Here is an 18,617-nt window from a genome sequence, read left to right on the forward strand (position 1 = left end):
GTCTCAGGCTCCTATCGCCTTCGACTTATTTACTTCGTCGAATTTGGCTTTCATCGTCTCATTGTTTCTGGTCAGTCTTCGTATGGTCACATCCTGCGCCTTGTTGTTGGCCAGACGAAGCTGGTTCTCGGAACCTAGCAGCGCGTCCTTTATCTTGTTCAGGTGGTTGATGGATTTGTCGATCTCCTCTACTGCATTCTTAAACTTTTTTGAGGCGATATCGTAGTTGCGTCCAAAAGCACTCTTGAAGGAGTCCAGCTCTTCCTCGAAATGCGTTATATCGATGTTCTGTGCCTTCACCTCTTCAAGTTCATTCTTGTATTGCAGAGAGTTCTTGGCGGCATCACGAAGCAGGGTGATTATCGGAATGAAGAACTGCGGGCGGACAACGTACATTTTCGGGTAGCGATAGGAGACGTCCACGATACCGGTGTTGTACAGGTCGCTGTCAGGCTCCAGCAGGGAGACCATGATGGCGTACTCACAATGTTTCTCATGCCTGTCCTTGTCGAGCTCCTTGAAAAAGTCCTCGTTCTTGTGCTTGGTGGATGTGGTGTCCGTCTCATTCTTCATTTCGAACATGATGGACACAATCTCAGTGCCTGAATCGTCCTTGTCGCGGAAGATGAAGTCGCCCTTGCTGCCCGTCCTGGCATCGTTGTCCTTCTCGAAGTAGGCATTGGGAAAAGCCGTGGATCGCAGCTTGTTGAACTCGATCTGACAATGCTGCTCAAGCGTCTCCCCCACCATCTTGGTGGACAGCTTCGCCTTCAGATCACGCAGCCGCTCAATCTGCTCGTCACGATCCTGGATCTGGACCTCGTAACGCTCCTTGAGGGACTTGGCCTCGACCTTGCTCTGCAGCTCCGCCTTGTCCAGACTGCTCTTCAGCTTGGCTATCTCGGAATCCTTGTCTGCGACAACCGCCTGCAGCTGCGACTTCAGCTGCTCCTTGGAGAGCTTCTCCTCCGATTCCTTCTGAAGCTGCAGCCTCTCAAGCCTGCCCTTGAAATCATCACGCTCCTTCTCCACCGGACTCAGCGCTTGGGCAAGCTCCTGCTTCTTCTGCAACTCAAAAGCATCCAGTTGATTCTGCAATTTGACGATCTCGGCATCTTTATCTGCAGCCGCCTTCTGCAGCTCGCTCTTGGAATTGGCCTCTGCCAGATCGAGCGCCTGCTGCTTCTCCGACTCGGCCTTGTCCAGCTTGGCGCTCAGATCGTCTTTCTCTTTCTCGACCTTCCTCAAGGCTTCTGAAACAGCCAGTTCCTTTGCAGCCTGCTCGGATTCCAGCTTTGCCTGCAACTCCTGTATCTGGGCATCCTTGGCGCTTTTGGTCTTCTGCAGTGTCTGTTCGGCCTGAGCCTGGTCCAGTTCGCGGATCTTGCTATTCTCTCTTTCAGCCTGCTCAAGCCGTTCATGAAGCTGCTTGTCAAAATCCTTGTCACGAACCTGCTTCAGGATATCGGCATATCCGGCCTCTTCGGGAGTGAATACGGTTCCGCATTTGGGACAAACAATCTCAGGCATATACAAACCCTTCCTTTTTAAGACGCGGTTAAGAATTTGTTTTTATTCTTTGGGCGTCGCAATAACTAAAAGAATATTAATTACAAATTCCTTCTGCGATTGAGTTCCCTCGCATCTTCGATAAGGGATTTTATTTCTCCTGGACATTTACTGATATCTGCCGATTGAACTGCCAATCGATATGTATACGCGTCTTTTTTGTCTTTTCCAGTGCGAGCAACAGCCTTGTTCAGTTCTTCAGTCCAACCTTCCCACTGAGTATCCAGATAAGGTTCAAGAGTTTTATCAACAACAAGCACATGGCTGTCTTCGTAATAGCCGGGATCAGGCCAATTTCTATCACCACATCGTTCAGTTAAACCAAAATAGGTAACAATTCGTGAATTCTCTTTTGCGCACTGTTCATAGCCCTTGTCTCCTGGAGTCTTGTTCGAATCATTATCAAAGACGACCACACAGGGTATACCTAGCGTCTCAAGGATAGCTGCATTTTGATTTATATTACTCTTTCCATTGCAAACAACCACCTCTATGCCCTCACATCCCAACTGGGATTGTTTGTTTAATAATCTATCAGCACATTCTTCAATAACAGCTTTCTCTGTCGAACCCTCGACAAGAATAGCTACATTTGAGAACACCACAGACGATAAACTATTAGTGAGGACTTCACCTATTCTGTTTTCGATAGTTGATTTAGGAGAAGACGTTTCCTTCTCCTTTTTCATTTGGCGGAGAATTTTTTCTTTACTCGTGCCAGTTATGGCTACTCCAGTATCACCAGTACTGACGTTATGGTGCCGCGTTAGACGATATATATCGTCATAATGTTGCTCACTTATAAAAAATGGACTGTGTGTTGCATAGATAATTTGAACATTACTTTTTGGATTTTCAGCCAGCGAACGCAGTACCCGAGCAAATGTTTTTGCCTGGATCGGATGCTGATACAGTTCTGGTTCTTCAATGGCAAGGCATAGAACACCATTCGCATTTTGAGATGATTCCTCATCTGTAGCTACAGTCTCCGCCAGCAGTTGCAAGGCAGCAATTAGCAACATCCTCTGAAAACCATGACCCTGGTTGGCAACGATGGTTTCATCTTCACCCTCCTTCACTGCTATAGTGAAATTCGCTTTGGGCGGCTTGATCTCTTGTATCATCGGCTTGATTTCAACATCTCTGCCATGAGAATATTGATCCACTATACGATTCAGCTTTTGCGAGAGTCCTTGCAAGTCACCACTAAAGGTCTTCTGATAAATGCTTTGTTCTTCGCCAGTGATTCCCCCGTACAATTTTTCTAGCTCTTCATCTGCCTTATGCCTGTCAATCGCACGACCGATTATTGATCCAAGCAGAGAGGAATTCGTATCTTCAGCTTCTTCCGCAGCCCTATAATCTGCTTTTACAAGCGTAAAATTAAATAAGTCTCGTATAGCACCATTCGAGTTGAAACCATTAAATGCTGTAGTGACTTCTTCGGGCATTTCCTGTAAATCGTCCGGATGAGCATGCTCCCAATCCAATAAAGCACTCATTATGGCAGTATTAGTAGTAGCAGCTGGCAACTCCAAGTCTGGCTTTTGCTCCCTTAAAGCTCTATACTTCTCTCTCTTTTCGGCCACCTTTGAACAATTTCTTATAGCAGCAAAGTCTGGATTTCCTTTATAATTTGCTGATAATCCTTCGTGTCCGTCCTTTCGCGTTTTCCATGCAACAAAAGTATCCGAATTATCCGACACATACTTTGCTAAGCTCGCTCGGTCATCACTGGTGAGATCGTTAAAAGTCACCTTGACTTCAATATCCTCATCAGAATGCCCGTATGTCGCATCTGATTCACTTAACGCATCATCGCTAGAACTATTGAAAAACCAATCCAGTGCATTAAGAATTGTAGATTTCCCCGCGCCATTAGGACCGATAAATGTTGTAATATTATGAAAATCTATTGACACATCGTAAAGAGTTCTGAAATTATGAATTTCCACTTTTTGTATTTTCATAATCGGCCCCCTGGCTCATTTGAACAACATTGCTCATTTGTTTCATTTTCCACTATATAAAACTACCTAGAAGTTTCTTCTGCAAATCTCAGAATTCGTCAAACTCCTCAATGCAAAACACTTAATCCGAGAATTGATATGAAATTATTCCGCTATTAAATCTTCCAAGTTTTGTGCGGCTAGCAGACATGAGCGTTGAGTAGACATGACTCGAATATTGTTATAGAAATAATTAATCTACAGAGAAACGAAAACATGGCGTTGCTTGCTGTTAATTTGCATCTATATGAACAGTGTGAGGGAGGGGCCTAACTCAACTCGCGTTCTACAAGGCATCTATAAACTCACCCCAGAAAAATAGTGATATATACAGTTGCGGGCCTGGCATAACGAGCCATCTATGGAGACAGATCTGCCGTAGTTTTTCTACAGTGGTCTTTCAGATTTGACCCTTTACTGCACCCTCTATCTACTGGGCAAGGAGCTTAAAGCCGTAGGCTCGATTATTGTTTCTTACGATCATCAGACACCAATCTAACCTATTTACATTGAAGCGCGTAAAAGCAGAGGAATCCAGAGCGTTATCCACATAACCCGGCTTGTCCATACAAGTAGTTAGTGACTACCGGCAATATCAATCGCACAAGATAGGGGAAACCTCATCCTAAAGCCTAAAATTGCTGCCAATGGATACCAGTCTCAGACTTATTCATTTCTTTTGTGTCCACGTTGCTGCCCAGAGCACCGAGAGGCAGAAATCCAGTTCCTCTTTCATACAGAACCGTATCGACGTCTCAAGCCCGAGAGTAGACTTCCACCGACTCGAACTTGCTAGCATGATTGCATCTGCACCAAGGAAGGCCAAGGGGCTTAAATGCAGTACACACAACTAGGCGAAACGGGCATCAGCATATCGAAGATCTGCGTGGGGTGCATGAGCTTCGGCAAACCAGGCACCATGCACGACTGGACACTGAACGAGGAGGGGACTGACGCGGTCGTTGCGCACGCACTCGATCTGGGCATCACCTTCTTTGATACGGCCAACGGCTACTCCGCTGGAACCAGTGAGGAGTACTTGGGAAAGGCGCTTAGAAAGCATACAAGCCGCGAGCGGGTGGTCATTGCATCCAAGGTCTATTTCAATGAGGGGCGCCTTTCGTCCAAGGCCATCCATCGGGAGATCGAGGGGACGCTCAAGCGGCTGGGCACCGACTACCTGGACCTCTATATCATCCACAGGTTCGACTATGAAACGCCCATCGAGGAGACCTTGGAAGCTCTGAACGATCTGGTTCAGGCCGGCAAGGTGCGGGCGCTGGGCGCCTCAGCCATGTATGCCAGCCAATTTCAGGACATGCAGAAAGTCGCCCAAGACAACGGTTGGACCCCCTTCAGCGCCATGGAGAACCATTACAACCTGCTCTACCGGGAGGATGAGAAGGACCTGATCCCCTTCTGCAAAAAGACGGGTGTCTCGCTCATGCCCTACAGCCCTCTGGCCGCCGGCCATCTGACACGTCCCACCTGGACAGCCGACACTCTGCGCAGCGCGACTGATAAGGTCTCGCGTGGCAAGTACGACCGGGCCGAAGACAACGACCTGGCCATTATCGACCGTGTACAAAAGGTGGCAGAGCGACACAACGTTCCCATGGCCCGGGTAGCCATTGCCTGGCAGTGGGCCAAAGGCGTCGCTTCACCAATCATCGGCGCCACGAAGGCCCGGCATCTTGACGACGCAGCGGCTGCGTTGGATTTGGGGCTCACGCCTGAGGAGATCGCCTCCATGGAGGAGCCCTACCTGTCGCACGAGACCGTGGGAGCCATCGACAGCAATCCGCCCCAGGGTGTAGTGCTGCTGGACGCTGAGGAGAATTGACACCGTCACCCCTCGCGTCAGAACCTTCTGCGGCATATGCTTCGAAGCCGATATCCCCGGCTGTTCGGAAATTCAAACGCTTGCAGAACTGACAGCAGCGGGGCCAAGCATAAGGCGGATGCCCCGTTGGGGGATTGTCCACCTCAGTTGTTGGATGCTCTCAGGCAGGCACTGACAAATCAATCATTTATTTGCTTAAGCGTTTACTTTGTATAGTGCTGGTTATAGACTTTCTGCTCCTGTTTGATGTTCTGGTCCAGACTGGTCTTCTTGAGGGTGTCCACGTACTGTTCCCAGCCGGAGCTCACCTCCTGCCAGTTGATCTCGCAGCAGCAGTCATTCTCGACCTGCTTGGGCAGGACCATCTTGAGCATCTTCTTCATCAGGTGGTGCATGACTACAGAGACGGCTGCAGGCGACACCACCACCTACAAAGGCCAGCAACGATGCGCTTATTCGGCGAAGCTCTGCCGACGGCAGCCTCACCCGCCACGGATCCGATCCCACAGGAAACGCGACGAGCCGGAATCTCAGTCCAGTGCGCCCCTGTACGATGTGAGGTCATGGCATGTCCTTTCTTCATGAAACGGGATGTACAAGCGCCAAAAGGATTAAGCTCGCTCACACTGGGAACCGGACAGACGACCTGCGGCCCTAATGCCTATCGGCAACTCCGACACTGGTCATGATAAGAAGAAAAGAAAAATTCGTCAAATAAAAAAGTTTCTTAATATTAAAGGACAAAAGACCCGATTGTGTCAGTGAAATTGCGATTGCAGTGCTGTCTGAAATCTAGCGGCAAACGGCTTTAGAGCGGCATTCTGGTAGAGGTGCGCTGGACCAGCGTGCCCTTGACGCATTCGATACCTTGGTGACTTCGGCCGTCCAGCATGTCAGCAAGGCAGCTTGCAGCCCTGGTGCCGATGGCCTTCAGATTCAGGTCGACGCTTGTCAGCGGAGGACGCGAGTTGCCAACAATGACCGACCGATTGTCAACCCCAACCACCGATACCCTATCCGGAACGGCAATATGCCGATCATGCAGGATATCCAGGCAACCCCGGGCTATCTCGTCGTTGCCGCAAGCCACCCCATCGAAGTCGATGCCCTCATCCAGCAAGCCAATCATGGTGCGACGTCCGGTCTCTTCGTTCCAGCCTCCATACCGAACCGTGCGCACGGCCGCCAAACCACGGCTATCCAGTTCGGCCATCTCACCCTTGAGTCTCCTGACCGAGGACTGGAAGGCTGGATCGCCAGCAATCAGCACGATTTTTTTGGATCCACCCTCGACCAGATGCCGTACCATCAGCCGCCCGATATCCTCGTTGTCAGTGATAACCGAGCAGTCATGGGGATCCAGGGATGCCTGGTTGGCATAGACAACCGGCACCGGACAGCTGGTCAGCGCAGGCCGCGGATCGGTACGCCATCCGACCATCAGCAGACCTTTGACGCCATAGGCCAGCAGATTATCTATATGGTGCTGTTCAAGAGCAGGGTCCCTGCCGGCGTTGCAGAGAAAAACAGGAATGGATTCGACTCCGAAGTAGCTTTCCGCACCAATCAGGATGGGCATGGAAAACTGACCGTCCAGGTCCGAAGTGACCAGCCCCACCGACTTTGGCAGGCTGGGCGGTTGGGACTGTTTCTGACGCTCATTGAGCGAAAAGGAGAGCTCTGCCGCGGCCTTGAACACCTTGGCCCTTGTCGGACCGCTGACCTGTGCGCTGTTGCGTAGCGCCTTGGAGGCTGTGGACACCGCAACCCCTGCCTTGGCAGCCACGTCGGCCAGCGTCACTTTCTTGCTCATCGGATCGCCTCCCGGCTCTGCTGTACTGTGAGCGTCTCCAACTATGGTAATGGAGGGAGACGGCCATCGAACCCTGTCAGTCGTATTCATTTTTTTGCTCATTGAAAATTTTCCTAATCAGGTGTTAGCCTATGGGTGTCCGAACACAGGCGGCAGAGCATCCGCCTGATCAGCAGACAGTGGGAGCGCCACCATGGTCACCTTGTTTCATCCCCAGCCCGGAACCATCCCAGTGACCGCCGGGTCGGGCGCAGTTCTGGCCGATTCAGGGGTCCGGCCCAATTGGCTGCTGGATCATGGTGAGGATTCGGCCGTGCAAATTGCGGCAAGCAATCTGATGAGGGATTTTGCGACCGTCACCGGCCAGACCCAGAGACCGACCAATCTGATTGACGAGAGCAGCCCGACCATCTGCCTGGGCACCCTGGGCCATTCAAGTTGGATCGATTCGGTTGTCTGCTCCGACCAGCTCGATCTGACCCCGCTCAAGGACCCCCGAGGAGAATATCGCTGGGAAGGCTTCACCTTGCAGGTCATCGACGGCATCCTCTACATCGCCGGGACTGACCGGCGCGGAACCATCTACGGAATCTACGCTCTCAGCCGGGCCATCGGCATCTCACCCTTGCACTGGTGGGGAAACGTGCCAGCACGTCACCATGAACGGATATGCCTGCCCGACGACCTGCGCGTCTTCGACTGGCCCTCGGTCAAATACCGGGGCTTCTTCATCAACGACGAAGAGGAGCTGGACGACTGGGCTCGCCTGCACACTCCCGACGGAACCATCGGACCGACGACCTACGAAAAAGTCTTTGACCTGATTCTGCGGCTGGGCGGCAACTATCTGTGGCCGGCCATGCACGTCAACGCCTTCAATGCCGATCCGCGTAACGGCAGGCTTGCCCAGAGCATGGGGATTGTCATCGGAAGCAGCCACTGCGACATGCTCCTGCGGAGCAACCAGCATGAGTGGGACCCCTGGGTGGCCTCGCAGGGCACGCATGTGGACTATGACTATTCGTTGCCCGGACACAACCGGGATATGATTCGGCGCTACTGGTCGCAGAGCGTGGACATGAACCGGAACTACGAGGTCACCTGGACCCTGGGCATGCGCGGTATACACGACACGGGCCTGACCACGCGCGCCATCGACGAGGATCCGAACCTGGACCAGGAGGGTCGTCTGCGAGCGCGAGTCGATCTGCTCGGTCGAATCATTCGCGACCAGAGGGACATCCTGCGTCAGCACCTGGGTCGACCTCCACAGGAGGTACCCCAGCTCTTCATTCCCTACAAGGAGGTGCTGCCCCTCTACGACGCGGGCCTGGACCTGCCCGAAGACGTGACCATCATGTGGGTCAACGACAACTACGGGTATATGCGTCGCTTCCCCAATCAGGCCGAACGGGCACGCAGCGGAGGCAATGGGGTCTACTACCACAGCTCCTACTGGGCGCCACCGAGGACCAGCTACCGCTGCACCTCATCCACTCCCCTGGCTCTGATGAACGACCAGCTGGGCAAGTGCTGGGATCGGGGCATCCGCCGGGTATGGGTAGATAATCTGGGAGCCATCAAGCGCCTGGAGCTGGAGGGATCCTACTTCCTCCACCTGGCCTGGAATGCAGACGAGAATCACCACAGTCTGTCGGCCCGGGACTTCGTGGCCGCCTGGTTCGACCAGACCTTCGCCGACGATCGCGGCTCTGAGGTGGCCGATCTGTGCATGAGCTACTACCGGATCAACAATCAGACCAAAATCGAGCACCTGCACGAGGACTCCTTCACCCAGACAGGTTACGACGACGAGGCCGGCGGCCGCCTGGCAGCCTTACGGGAACTAGCTGAGCGCTCGCACAATCTTGTCAGAAGCATGAAGCCAGAGTTTCGCGAAGCCTATCAATCGCTGGTGAACCTGAAGATCGCCATGGCCTACTACGTGAACGCCCAGTTCTACCATGCGGACCGCAGCCGCCTTGAGGCCGCCAGAAGCGCCTTACCAGCCGCCGACAGGCAGATGAAGATCTCCCATCTTTTCCAGGGTATGATCCGGGCTCTGCTCCATTGGTACAACAAGGAGCTGGCACAAGGCGGTTGGGACGGCATCCTCACTCCCAACAGGTTCCCTCCTCCTACGCTGCCTCAGTACCCGGCTTGCAGGCCGGTGAAGGTTCAACCAAACCAGGGACTGATCCTGACGCCACAGGGAGCACAGGAGGGCGTCATAGCCCCGGGCAATAGCCATCACGCCAAGCTGGTCTTCGATCCCTATGGCATCACCGACCGTTGGATTGACCTGGACCTTATGGGAAGCCCTGCACAGGAAGTGTGCATCAGCGCCGATCAGGACTGGATCCGTCTGCCAGTGGAACGACGAATTGTCAGGGATGAATGGCGAATCCATGTACAGGTCGAGAACGCCTCAACACATGCGGGTCGCCAGGGTACTCTAACCATCATCACCCGTCCCAGCAAGCCGGAGACAACTGAAAAAGCCTGGTCTACCCCGATCAGGGTCGATGTTCTAGTAGGCGAGAATCCTGGCTTCAGACAAGGATTCACCGGCTACGTCGAGGCGGATGGCCACATCAGCATGGACCCCTCACGCGGACGCGTCAACCCCGACCTCACTCAGGCCACCGCTTGGCTGGCGACGCAAGACCTGGGACGTTTTGGCCCAAGCCTGATGCAGACCAAGGGCTGGAGCAACCCTGAATCAGGAAGTGGGGCCTGTCTGAGTCTGGACTTCTGGCTGAAGGCCCCCGGCCGCCATCGTCTGGAGGTTCACCGGCTGCCCACTCTAAACTCACGTGGGCGAATTCGCCTGCGTGTCAGCTTGGATGGCGACCATGGCGAAATCCTGGAATCATCTACCACTGACGAGTTCCGCGGCGACTGGCAGGAGACCATCGTATACAACGCCGAGCAACTGGCCATGATCCTGCCCTACTTGAAGACCGGACCCCACCGGCTGCAGCTGATCGCTGTGGACGACTCCTTCGGCATCGACAAAGTGGTGATCAACACCGGCCAGGAACGGCCCAGCCGACTGGGACCGGCCTTCAGTACCTGGGTGACAGGTGGACAGCCCTCCAAACAGACCGACAACAGGAGCTCTCACATATTTCATAAAGACAAGGCTCAGACCGGCAATCAGATTACGGACCATCAGCCAACGCCCACGGCCGAGGTCTTGGACCGCCCCCTACGGAACCTGGCCATCAGTGACTACGGAATCGATCCGGACCACACCCCGGAAGAACCTGTGCCCTACTTCGATCAGGACTACTGGCTTCACGGCGGTTTGTATACACGGCCGAAGCTGGTCTGGCCTGACGGGCATCAGCATGAGCAGAAGCTCAGCCAGGACAGTGACGCCAACAAGACCCCAGAGCATATCTACCTTGAGCCCGCCGACTGCCTAAGACAGGACGAAAACGCCTGGCTGTCACAGGATGGCCCACAGAATGGCAGGCGTCGGAAGGGCTTCTGGGTCCCTACGGACGCCCCCATTCACAGGGGCCGGGGCTTGGCCATGCGGACCGAGCCAAGGCAACAGCTCTGGCCCGAACCCGGCCGAGCTCCCGGCATAAACCTTGCCTTCCAGGTTGACAGGCCAGGCAACTACCGGATCTGGCTCCTAGCCCAGTTCGCCTCCGACCTGGAGGACTCCTGCCATGTGATCTTGGACGGCGACCCGCTGGCCCCGGACGACATCTTCCCCCGAGGGGGAAGACTGATGACCTTCGCCACGGAACATGTCTGGGGATGGTCGGAGATGGCCGCCGTCCAGCTGACCGGCGGTCGGCACGTGCTGACCTTGGAGCCGGAACGGGCCGGCATGCGCATCGCACGTGTCTACCTGGCCTGCGATGGATCACGGCCTCCCTTGGATGAGCAGTGGCCCAGCGAGAAAGACGACAGACCAGGGGACACGCATGGGCTGGACGTGTGAAATCAGCGGTCACTGCCGCCCCTACGGCCTTTGGACGCCCGCCTGACCAGGCCGAAGAGGAGCGAGCCGGTCATGACTGCCGCTGCAACGATGGCCAGAGGAAGAGCTACAGCTGCCCCTGTTCCGGGCAGTGCTTCCCCAAGGGCGTTCCAATCGTCGCTATTGGAACGGACAGCCCGATCCGAACACAGCAGACGGCCGTCGACCATCACGCCCCGGGAATCAGGCCGTACAGAAGCCTTGCCGGCATCTTCCCGCTCAGGAAGGGTCGCATCCTCTTCTACCGGACAGGGCACCAGGGGACTGCCGATCACCCTAGCCCTGTCGGTGTGCCGACCTGATACGCCCGTCACCGTGGCATGCACGTCTACAGACTGGCCAGGTCGTAGCATCAGGGTCGACCAGTTGTCGGGATAGCGAATCCCAGTCACCCGCCCCTGACCGACGACTGTCTGATCCTCCAAACGCAGTTGCCGGGCGGGGAAGATGGCCCCGGTCCCATCGCCGGGATCGCGGGGAGAATCATTGGTGATCCGGAAAACAATAGGGACATCATCATGAGTCCGAAGGGCCTGTTCCGGCTGATCCCGATCACCCTTGGACATACCGCCGGCCCGATCAAACTTCTCGATATGCAGAGCCGGAGTCATATCGGGCGTTCTGGTCCAGACCGTGTTGGAGACCAGGGTCTTGTCCTGGTAGTACTCAGTAAATCGGTTCTCATGACGCTCCACGTTCTTCAGCCGTCTGCATTGCAGGTAGGTCCTCCAACCGACGGGGCGGTCGCCTGAAGCGCTGACCAAGGCCAGATATCGGGGTGTGGCCTCCACTTTGACCAGACCTGCCGGGTCTGCGGTCATCGTGAACAGGGGGCCGCCATGAATATCTGCAGATATATCCGAACCAGCCATGATTTGTCCATGATGAATCAGGATGCGCCCATTCTCGTAGAGATCCTGGTTGGCGTAGACGGCCCAATGGCCGGTGAACCGGTCCACCGAGGGGTCCAGCCGATCCTCGATCCGCCAGGTTTTCACCTGCGGATAGGCCCGTCCGGCCGGCAGCAGACTTGAGTCCAGACGATAGAGGAAGAGCCGGCCACGGTAAAGACTGCTGCTGTGAGCGCTGTCCCCGCCCACGTCCACTACCACATCCTTGGCGGGATTGAGCGGTTTGACCGGATTAGCGACCACATTGGTGGCTTTGCGCATGTCGTTGACTATCTGAGTCGCCTGGTTGCGCACCACGTGACCAGGCTCTGCACGGATGACCGTGTAAGGCAGGACCAGATCGTAGGTGCGCCCCAGCAAGCCTTGGTCAATGGCCGGCTCCCTGAGGGGACTATGGCCTCGGGCAGCGGCATAGGCAGCCAGATCGGGAGGCTGAGGATCTCCTTTGAGGGTCGCACCTGTGGCCGGAACATAGGTGTCCACAGTTTTGGCGAAGACCATAACCATACCGTTTCTTACCTGGATATTGAAAGCCTTGGTGTAATCGCGGCCGTCGGAGCCCAGGACCTCGATGCTCTTGGGATCGATATCCAGATGCCGAGCGTCGTAGGCATCCGTCATGCCCAGCCGCCAGACCGGATAGGCGGTGTCTTTACGGCGGGCGTCCAGACTGATTCGATAAACTCCACGGTCACCCACAAAGAGCACCTTGCCGTCGATGCTGATGCCCGGATCATGCGCGCTGACATCGCTCTTTGAGGGATGGAAGTCAGCTGGTGGATTGCTCACTTGGTTGGAGGGGGTCAGTGAATTGTTCAGCGTCAGCAACCACTGATTGCCCACCCGATGATCCCTTGGAGCCTTGGGATCAACCCTGCCCTCAAAGCGCAGGCGGATTCTGGGTTTGCCCCCGGCCCGCCACTTGCTGATACGGGTGGGGTTGGTAATGGCCACCCGCAAACTGTGGTCCTTGTCCTTCCACTTTGTGGCGTATCCGGTCTTGGCGATGATATCGCCGCTCTGCAGGTCAGTAACCTCAAGGGTCTGCTTGTCGGGCAGAAACCAGCGGTCATACACATCCGTCAGGATGATTGATTTGACAGGATAGGCCAGATTGTCGGGCAGACTGGGCTGGGTATCCAATTGATACTCCAGTCGCTGACCAGGGAAGACCACCTTGCCGTCGACGCTGGCCTGCTCCCCGCCCTGACCAGCCTCAGAGATTACATCCTTGCGTACCGGAGGCAGGTATCCGCAAATGCCTGGCTTGTTGGTCTCCACACTCTGCGTGTTGACTGTCTGGGAACCCGAGTTGGTCAGAGGCTCGCCCTGGCTGCCATGGCCATCAGGAGCCCGGCAAAAGGTCAGCTCCTGGTCAGGTGCTCCACCCATATCCTTGCGGACCTTGGCTGCGCCGCCGCCGTTGGCAAAGCGGACCGTGAAGGGAACCAGCATAGTGACCTGCATAGGGTCCTCCATCCCCTTTAAGCCGCTCAACCATCCGCTTTTGGCCTGTGCCCGCGCTCGTGTGCCGGTCACGCTGATCTCGAAACGGTCGGTCACATCCCTGCCCTTGGCCGCAATGTCCTCGATGCTGCTGCGGCGGTAGTACCCGTCTGCATCCGCCTTGGCCTTGGCAACGAAAATGCGAATGGCCCGAGCCCCGTCCTGATCGACCAGATAGTCAGCAGCGCTCCAGTCGTCAGTCAGGGCGAAAACCTTGGGTGCCTCAATCAGATGGGCTTCGACAGTAGCGTTGACCACTGACCCCACCCGATCCCCATCCAGAAAGGCATGCCCGTCGGCGCCAGTTCCGTTACTCCATTGGGGGTCTATGACGCTCTTCCACACCCCCGTAGCCGTATCTCGCAGGATCCAGGATTTGTCGGGCCTGGGCTTCCATGTGGGTGTACGACGTTCCGGAGTCGACTGGTCAATCTGCCGGGCGGCGCCCTTCCAGTGGACTCCTCCCTGGTCCAGAATCACCCCGGTCTCTGGCCGCTCGACAGTCACATCCAGCTGCCACACCCAGCGGTGTTTCTGCGGCAGAGCACCGCCCTTCCAGGTTGCTGTGGCCCGGTCACCAGGCGGCCTAACTCCTTCGGCGGTGTTGAAAATGAATTTGTCAGTCAAATCTTCACCGCTGGTCTGGTCCCTGACATGCTGGCCGCTTATACGGTACTGCTTGTCCTGAGGATTGAAAACATCGCTGAAAGTCAGCTCACGCCCGCCCCGGCCGGTTCCAGTGACGATATGGGTGCGATTGATCATCCCATCCGCGCTGGTTCCACGATCTACTTCCTTGTCGGGGGGATCCGGCGGCAGATCTGCCGGCTTGGGCTCGTAGTCGTTGAGCATGATCACCACCAGGGAAATGTCATTCTCGTTGCCTGCATACTCGTCAGCAAATTTGTCCAGACTGTCCTCGGGCTGATCCCAGAATGGGTCGCCGGTTCGGTAGGTCACCCCGCGGTTGCTGAAGGTTCTGTTGGCCACCTGGCTGCGCCAGTTATCCATCCAAAGCTTGTGAATAGCCACACAGATCCCGTCAAAGATACGTTGGGATCCACGGTAGCCAGCAACCACTCCCACGCCGGTTACCCGACAGTGGCCCTGTCCTGATTGGTCGGCATGGGCCTGGTTAAAGCGCGCCTGACAGTTGCCGTTAGCCTCATCCAGAGCCTGCCGCTTGACCCGGGCCGTAGTGGCATTGCCCCCATCCACCACACCCATCTGGGACAACGCCCTGTCTATGCTGCCTATCTCATAACCGCCAAAAGCGCCCTGGTCGTCATCCTTGTAGGCCCAACCCTGCCAGATCCGGACATTTTCGCCGCCGGGGGGCACAGGTCCGCCACCGGCATGACCCGATCCTCCGCCAGCCACGGCAGGAGCCGCCGGACCGGCAAGGGTCGCCAAGGCAACCAGATCCGCCAAGAGGCTGACCCGTCTATGCTTGTTCATACTCGTCCTCACTCTTCGCCCGCTCCATGCCTTGAGTATGAGCGACTGCCGGGCGTACAGGTGCGTGAGCGGGAGATTGTGGTCGAATGTGCCGCGGGACGGTTATGCTGTGTATAAGACATACCTATGCTGTCCAGACCGAGAAGGAGACAGGACTATGGCAGAGACATTCGACGTGTTGGTCGAGATCCCCCGGGGCTCCCGCAACAAGTATGAGATGGACCACGACAGCGGCCATATCAGGCTGGATCGCACCCTCTTCACCTCTATGGGCTACCCCGACGACTACGGCTACATCGACGGCACCCTGGGCGAGGACGGCGATCCCTTGGATGCTCTGGTCATGATCCCCGACTCGGTCTTCCCTGGTTGCATCGTCGAATGCCGCGCCGTGGGTCTCTACCACATGGTCGACGAGGCCGGCGGGGATGACAAGGTCCTCTGCGTGCCTGCCGATGTCCGCTACGATGCCATCAAGGACATCGACGACGTCTCCGACTTCCACAAGCAGGAGATCAAGCACTTCTTCGAGCAGTACAAGGCTCTGGAACCCGGCAAGGAGGTCATGCCCGGCGACTACTGGACCAACGCCGAGGCTGCTGAGACCCAGATCAAGGCTGCACGCGAGCGCCTGGCCGCCCAGCACTGACCTCTCAAGGCCGACCAGTCGGCACAATCACCCCGGCAAGGGCCCAATCGAGCGCCCGAACCGGGGTTTTGCATGCCCAAATCCTCCCAAAACGCGTCTGGCCGTCTACGATTGCCAATTGCGGGTGCGCGCGCAAGGGCAGGAGCGGCTATGACTTTCTATACGTACCAATACCTCAAGGGTGGTCAGACCAACTGGACCATGATCAGGATCATCGTGGTCGTCGTTCTGGCCCTGGCCTTTCTCTTCTTCCTGTTCATGTACTCCCGCCACCGCTGGAACCACAAGTACAAGGATCTGTCCATCATCCTGGCCACCCTGCTTCTGTTGGCGGCGGCCATCCAGTACAGCGACTACACCAATCTGCGCACAGCCAGCCTACAGAGCGGACAGCTGACCACGGTCATCGACAAATCCGCAGCCAAGCTCAAGGTCAGCCCTGAACAAATCAGCATCAACGACACCTCGCGCAACAACGACATGATCATCAAGACCCCCAAGGGCTACTACACCCTGGTATTCAACAGCTCCGGCTCCGAATTCCTGCTGCAACGCGCCGACCTGTACCACCCAGACATCACCGTGATCGGAGAGTGACCCATGGATATCAATTTCTACGTCAACGTGGCCCTGAAGCTGATTGTCGGGCTGCTCTTCATCACCCTGCTCATCAACGTGACCGGCAAGGGGAACCTGGCGCCCACCTCGCCCATGGACCAGCTGCAGAACTACGTCCTGGGCGGCATCATCGGCGGGGTCATCTACAGCGACAGCATCTCCATGGCCCAGTACATTGTCATCCTGCTGATATGGGCGGCACTGATCCTCATCACCCGATACGCCAAGACCCACATCCACGCGGTGGGCAAGTACATCGACGGCGAACCGGTCACCATCATCAAGAACGGCAAACTGCTGGTCCAGAACTGCCTCAAAGTCAATCTGACGGCCAAGGAGGTGGACTTCAAGCTGCGCACCAAGGGCATCAACGACATCCGCGACGTCAAGCGGGGCATCGTCGAACAGAACGGCGGCCTGACCATCATCTCCGAAGGCGACAAGGACGTGCGCTACCCGGTGGTCATGGACGGGCGGGTCAATCCGGACGTTCTTGACACCATGGGACGGGACGAGGACTGGCTTGACGAGCAACTGGCAAAGCAGGGCATACACAAGGTCAGCGATGTGTACATGGCACGCTTCCAGAACGGCGAGTTCTACGCCGTTACCTACCAGGACCAGTAAGACCTGTAATACTCGAAAACCGGCAACAGAATCCGTTAGTCACCCGACATCTAGATGTCATGAGCAATTGCTCTAATGTCTACTGTAGTGTACACTTTTCTTGTGGGGAATGGGACGCATCTTCTCGAAAATAAGGGAGGGGAAGCGGCACCATGCCCCTGTCCATCATTGAAGTACTGGAGACTGAGGAATTCAGCCGGTGGATTGATGAAATGAAAGACACCCAGTCGGCAGTACGTATCCTGCACCGATGGGAACAAGTAAAGCTATCCGGGCACCCGTTAGGGGATTGGAAGACTTTGGGAGAAGGCGTATTCGAAATGCGTTTTCACTATGGTCCTGGTTACCGCACCTACTTTGGCTTGAAGAACAGACAGGTCGTGCTACTGCTTTGCGGCGGCAGCAAGGCTCATCAAAAGAGGGACATAGACCAGGCAAAACATCTGTGGAAGTCATATCTGGAAAGCTGATGTCAGCCAACGGTCAAGGAAACGGACCACATTAAGGACAGGGTTGTGATGATGTTGAAGATCAGGAAATTTCGTGCAGGCGACCATATACATAGTGAGCAGGCGGCCGTCACCTACCTGCAGGTTGCCATGGAAGAGGCCGACAAGGCCGAAAACCCTCGGCAAGGAGCTGCCATCATCGCAAATGCACTCGGCGAGGTAGCGCGAGCACAGAGGCATATGAGCGCCATCGCCTCGGATGCCGACCGATCCCGTTCGGGCATCTACAAGGCCCTGAGCAATCAGGGGGATCCGGCGCTGAGTACGGTCATCAGCGCCATCCACGCAGCGGGAGGCAGCCTGACAGTGACTATGGCTCGCTAATGGGCCTATCCGATAGCCTGTCATGCTTGATTCTCCAGCGCTGACAGGTAAAATCTATGTCCATATTGTTATGGCGTAGCATGTGAACGGCATTCAACGAATTCAAAGCCGACTCCAGTCGGCAGTTCCGCGCTCGACGCTTCCGAGGCGTAGGCGGGTTTGAGGAGACCTGGTCGAGGCCCATCCCACCGGGGATGAACCCTTTCAAGGAATGCCGTGTTCTTAAGATTGTTGTTTATCGCTTTAGGTGTATCTTCCGACGCTTTTGCCGTCTCCATCAGCAAGGGACTGTCTGTAGAGCGACTGCGGGCCCGCCATCATTGGCTGGTCGGACTTTGGTTCGGCGGGTTCCAGACTCTGCTGCCCCTGCTTGGCTACTTCGCAGCCTCCATGTTGCAGGACTCCCTGGCCGCTGTGGATCACTGGATTATCTTCGGCATTCTGTCGGCCATCGGGGTCAACATGATCCGCGAGGGCATCTACGGCAAGGAAGAAGGAGCGGACGGAGAAGAGAGCTTCTCCTGGCGGCAAATGCTTCCTGCAGCCATAGCCACCAGCATCGACTCATTCGGCGTGGGCGCGGGCCTGGCCCTGCTGGGCATCAACATCTGGCTGTCCGCACTGGTCATCGGGTTGGTGACGGCTGCGGTCTCCATAGCGGGATTGCGCATCGGATACGTTGTCGGTTCCCGCTGGCGCAAGCCGGCCAGAATCGCCGGCGGCATCATTTTGATAGTCATGGGCATCCAGATCCTTCTGGATCACCTGATGAACGCCTAGC

The 18,617-nt window shown here is 55.8% G+C and carries 13 protein-coding genes; 8 read left to right on the top strand and 5 right to left on the bottom strand.

Annotation, left to right across the window (positions count from 1 at the left end):
• Positions 1–3: 3 nt before the first annotated feature.
• Entirely contained in the window at positions 4–1,530 is a 1,527-nt protein-coding gene (locus H3T90_RS04325) for a DUF2130 domain-containing protein (RefSeq protein ID WP_198229705.1), read from the bottom strand.
• Positions 1,531–1,610: 80 nt separating this feature from the next.
• On the bottom strand, positions 1,611–3,539 hold the full coding sequence (locus H3T90_RS04330; protein ID WP_198229706.1) for an ATP-dependent nuclease: 1,929 nt from the start codon (positions 3,537–3,539) through the stop codon (positions 1,611–1,613).
• 874 nt (positions 3,540–4,413) lie between these two features.
• Here H3T90_RS04330 and H3T90_RS04335 point away from each other — a divergent pair.
• Complete coding sequence (locus tag H3T90_RS04335) at positions 4,414–5,421, top strand: aldo/keto reductase (RefSeq protein WP_198229707.1); 1,008 nt, start codon at positions 4,414–4,416, stop codon at positions 5,419–5,421.
• A 203-nt stretch (positions 5,422–5,624) separates the two neighbouring features.
• Here the strand turns inward: H3T90_RS04335 and H3T90_RS04340 are convergent, their stop codons facing one another.
• The gene (locus H3T90_RS04340) at positions 5,625–5,843 is read right to left on the bottom strand and encodes a hypothetical protein (RefSeq protein WP_198229708.1); all 219 of its coding nucleotides are present in this window, start codon (positions 5,841–5,843) and stop codon (positions 5,625–5,627) included.
• A gap of 386 nt (positions 5,844–6,229) precedes the next feature.
• Positions 6,230–7,234, bottom strand: a complete 1,005-nt coding sequence (locus tag H3T90_RS04345) for a LacI family DNA-binding transcriptional regulator (RefSeq protein WP_198229709.1) — start codon at positions 7,232–7,234, stop codon at positions 6,230–6,232.
• 193 nt (positions 7,235–7,427) lie between these two features.
• Here H3T90_RS04345 and H3T90_RS04350 point away from each other — a divergent pair, with 193 nt between their 5' ends.
• Positions 7,428–11,195 carry a glycosyl hydrolase 115 family protein gene (locus tag H3T90_RS04350; protein ID WP_198229710.1) on the top strand — a complete coding sequence of 1,256 codons (3,768 nt, stop codon included), beginning with the start codon at positions 7,428–7,430 and terminating at the stop codon, positions 11,193–11,195.
• 2 nt (positions 11,196–11,197) lie between these two features.
• On the opposite strand, the gene H3T90_RS04355 is transcribed toward H3T90_RS04350, so the two are convergent.
• On the bottom strand, positions 11,198–15,109 hold the full coding sequence (locus H3T90_RS04355; protein ID WP_198229711.1) for an LPXTG cell wall anchor domain-containing protein: 3,912 nt from the start codon (positions 15,107–15,109) through the stop codon (positions 11,198–11,200).
• A 157-nt stretch (positions 15,110–15,266) separates the two neighbouring features.
• On the opposite strand from H3T90_RS04355, the gene H3T90_RS04360 reads away from it, so the two are divergent.
• The 6 genes from H3T90_RS04360 to H3T90_RS04385 all read left to right on the top strand — a co-directional run bounded on the left by H3T90_RS04360 (position 15,267) and on the right by H3T90_RS04385 (position 18,616).
• Positions 15,267–15,758, top strand: coding sequence for an inorganic diphosphatase (locus H3T90_RS04360; RefSeq protein ID WP_046323398.1), 492 nt, complete (start codon positions 15,267–15,269; stop codon positions 15,756–15,758).
• A gap of 150 nt (positions 15,759–15,908) precedes the next feature.
• Positions 15,909–16,355 carry a DUF3290 family protein gene (locus tag H3T90_RS04365; RefSeq protein ID WP_198199617.1) on the top strand — a complete coding sequence of 149 codons (447 nt, stop codon included), beginning with the start codon at positions 15,909–15,911 and terminating at the stop codon, positions 16,353–16,355.
• Positions 16,356–16,358: 3 nt separating this feature from the next.
• Complete coding sequence (locus H3T90_RS04370) at positions 16,359–17,003, top strand: DUF421 domain-containing protein (RefSeq protein ID WP_198177229.1); 645 nt, start codon at positions 16,359–16,361, stop codon at positions 17,001–17,003.
• Between the two features lie 152 nt (positions 17,004–17,155).
• Positions 17,156–17,473 carry a type II toxin-antitoxin system RelE/ParE family toxin gene (locus H3T90_RS04375; protein ID WP_198229712.1) on the top strand — a complete coding sequence of 106 codons (318 nt, stop codon included), beginning with the start codon at positions 17,156–17,158 and terminating at the stop codon, positions 17,471–17,473.
• A 48-nt stretch (positions 17,474–17,521) separates the two neighbouring features.
• Positions 17,522–17,836, top strand: a complete 315-nt coding sequence (locus H3T90_RS04380) for an addiction module antidote protein (protein WP_046323400.1) — start codon at positions 17,522–17,524, stop codon at positions 17,834–17,836.
• A 216-nt stretch (positions 17,837–18,052) separates the two neighbouring features.
• Positions 18,053–18,616: a manganese efflux pump MntP gene (locus tag H3T90_RS04385; protein WP_198229713.1), complete on the top strand. Its 564-nt coding sequence runs from the start codon at positions 18,053–18,055 to the stop codon at positions 18,614–18,616.
• Position 18,617: the final 1 nt, after the last annotated feature.

The sequence above is a fragment of the Bifidobacterium polysaccharolyticum genome (genome assembly GCF_016101585.1).
Lineage (GTDB): Bacteria > Actinomycetota > Actinomycetes > Actinomycetales > Bifidobacteriaceae > Bombiscardovia > Bombiscardovia polysaccharolytica.

Excerpts from the sequence above, each read along its gene's own strand:
- H3T90_RS04325 (WP_198229705.1), bottom strand. The coding sequence starts at position 1,530 with ATGCCTGAGATTGTTTGTCCCAAATGCGGAACCGTATTCACTCCCGAA.
- H3T90_RS04330 (WP_198229706.1), bottom strand. The coding sequence starts at position 3,539 with ATGAAAATACAAAAAGTGGAAATTCATAATTTCAGAACTCTTTACGAT.
- H3T90_RS04335 (WP_198229707.1), top strand. The coding sequence starts at position 4,414 with ATGCAGTACACACAACTAGGCGAAACGGGCATCAGCATATCGAAGATC.
- H3T90_RS04345 (WP_198229709.1), bottom strand. The coding sequence starts at position 7,234 with ATGAGCAAGAAAGTGACGCTGGCCGACGTGGCTGCCAAGGCAGGGGTT.
- H3T90_RS04350 (WP_198229710.1), top strand. The coding sequence starts at position 7,428 with ATGGTCACCTTGTTTCATCCCCAGCCCGGAACCATCCCAGTGACCGCC.
- H3T90_RS04355 (WP_198229711.1), bottom strand. The coding sequence starts at position 15,109 with ATGAACAAGCATAGACGGGTCAGCCTCTTGGCGGATCTGGTTGCCTTG.
- H3T90_RS04360 (WP_046323398.1), top strand. The coding sequence starts at position 15,267 with ATGGCAGAGACATTCGACGTGTTGGTCGAGATCCCCCGGGGCTCCCGC.
- H3T90_RS04365 (WP_198199617.1), top strand. The coding sequence starts at position 15,909 with ATGACTTTCTATACGTACCAATACCTCAAGGGTGGTCAGACCAACTGG.
- H3T90_RS04370 (WP_198177229.1), top strand. The coding sequence starts at position 16,359 with ATGGATATCAATTTCTACGTCAACGTGGCCCTGAAGCTGATTGTCGGG.
- H3T90_RS04375 (WP_198229712.1), top strand. The coding sequence starts at position 17,156 with ATGCCCCTGTCCATCATTGAAGTACTGGAGACTGAGGAATTCAGCCGG.
- H3T90_RS04380 (WP_046323400.1), top strand. The coding sequence starts at position 17,522 with ATGATGTTGAAGATCAGGAAATTTCGTGCAGGCGACCATATACATAGT.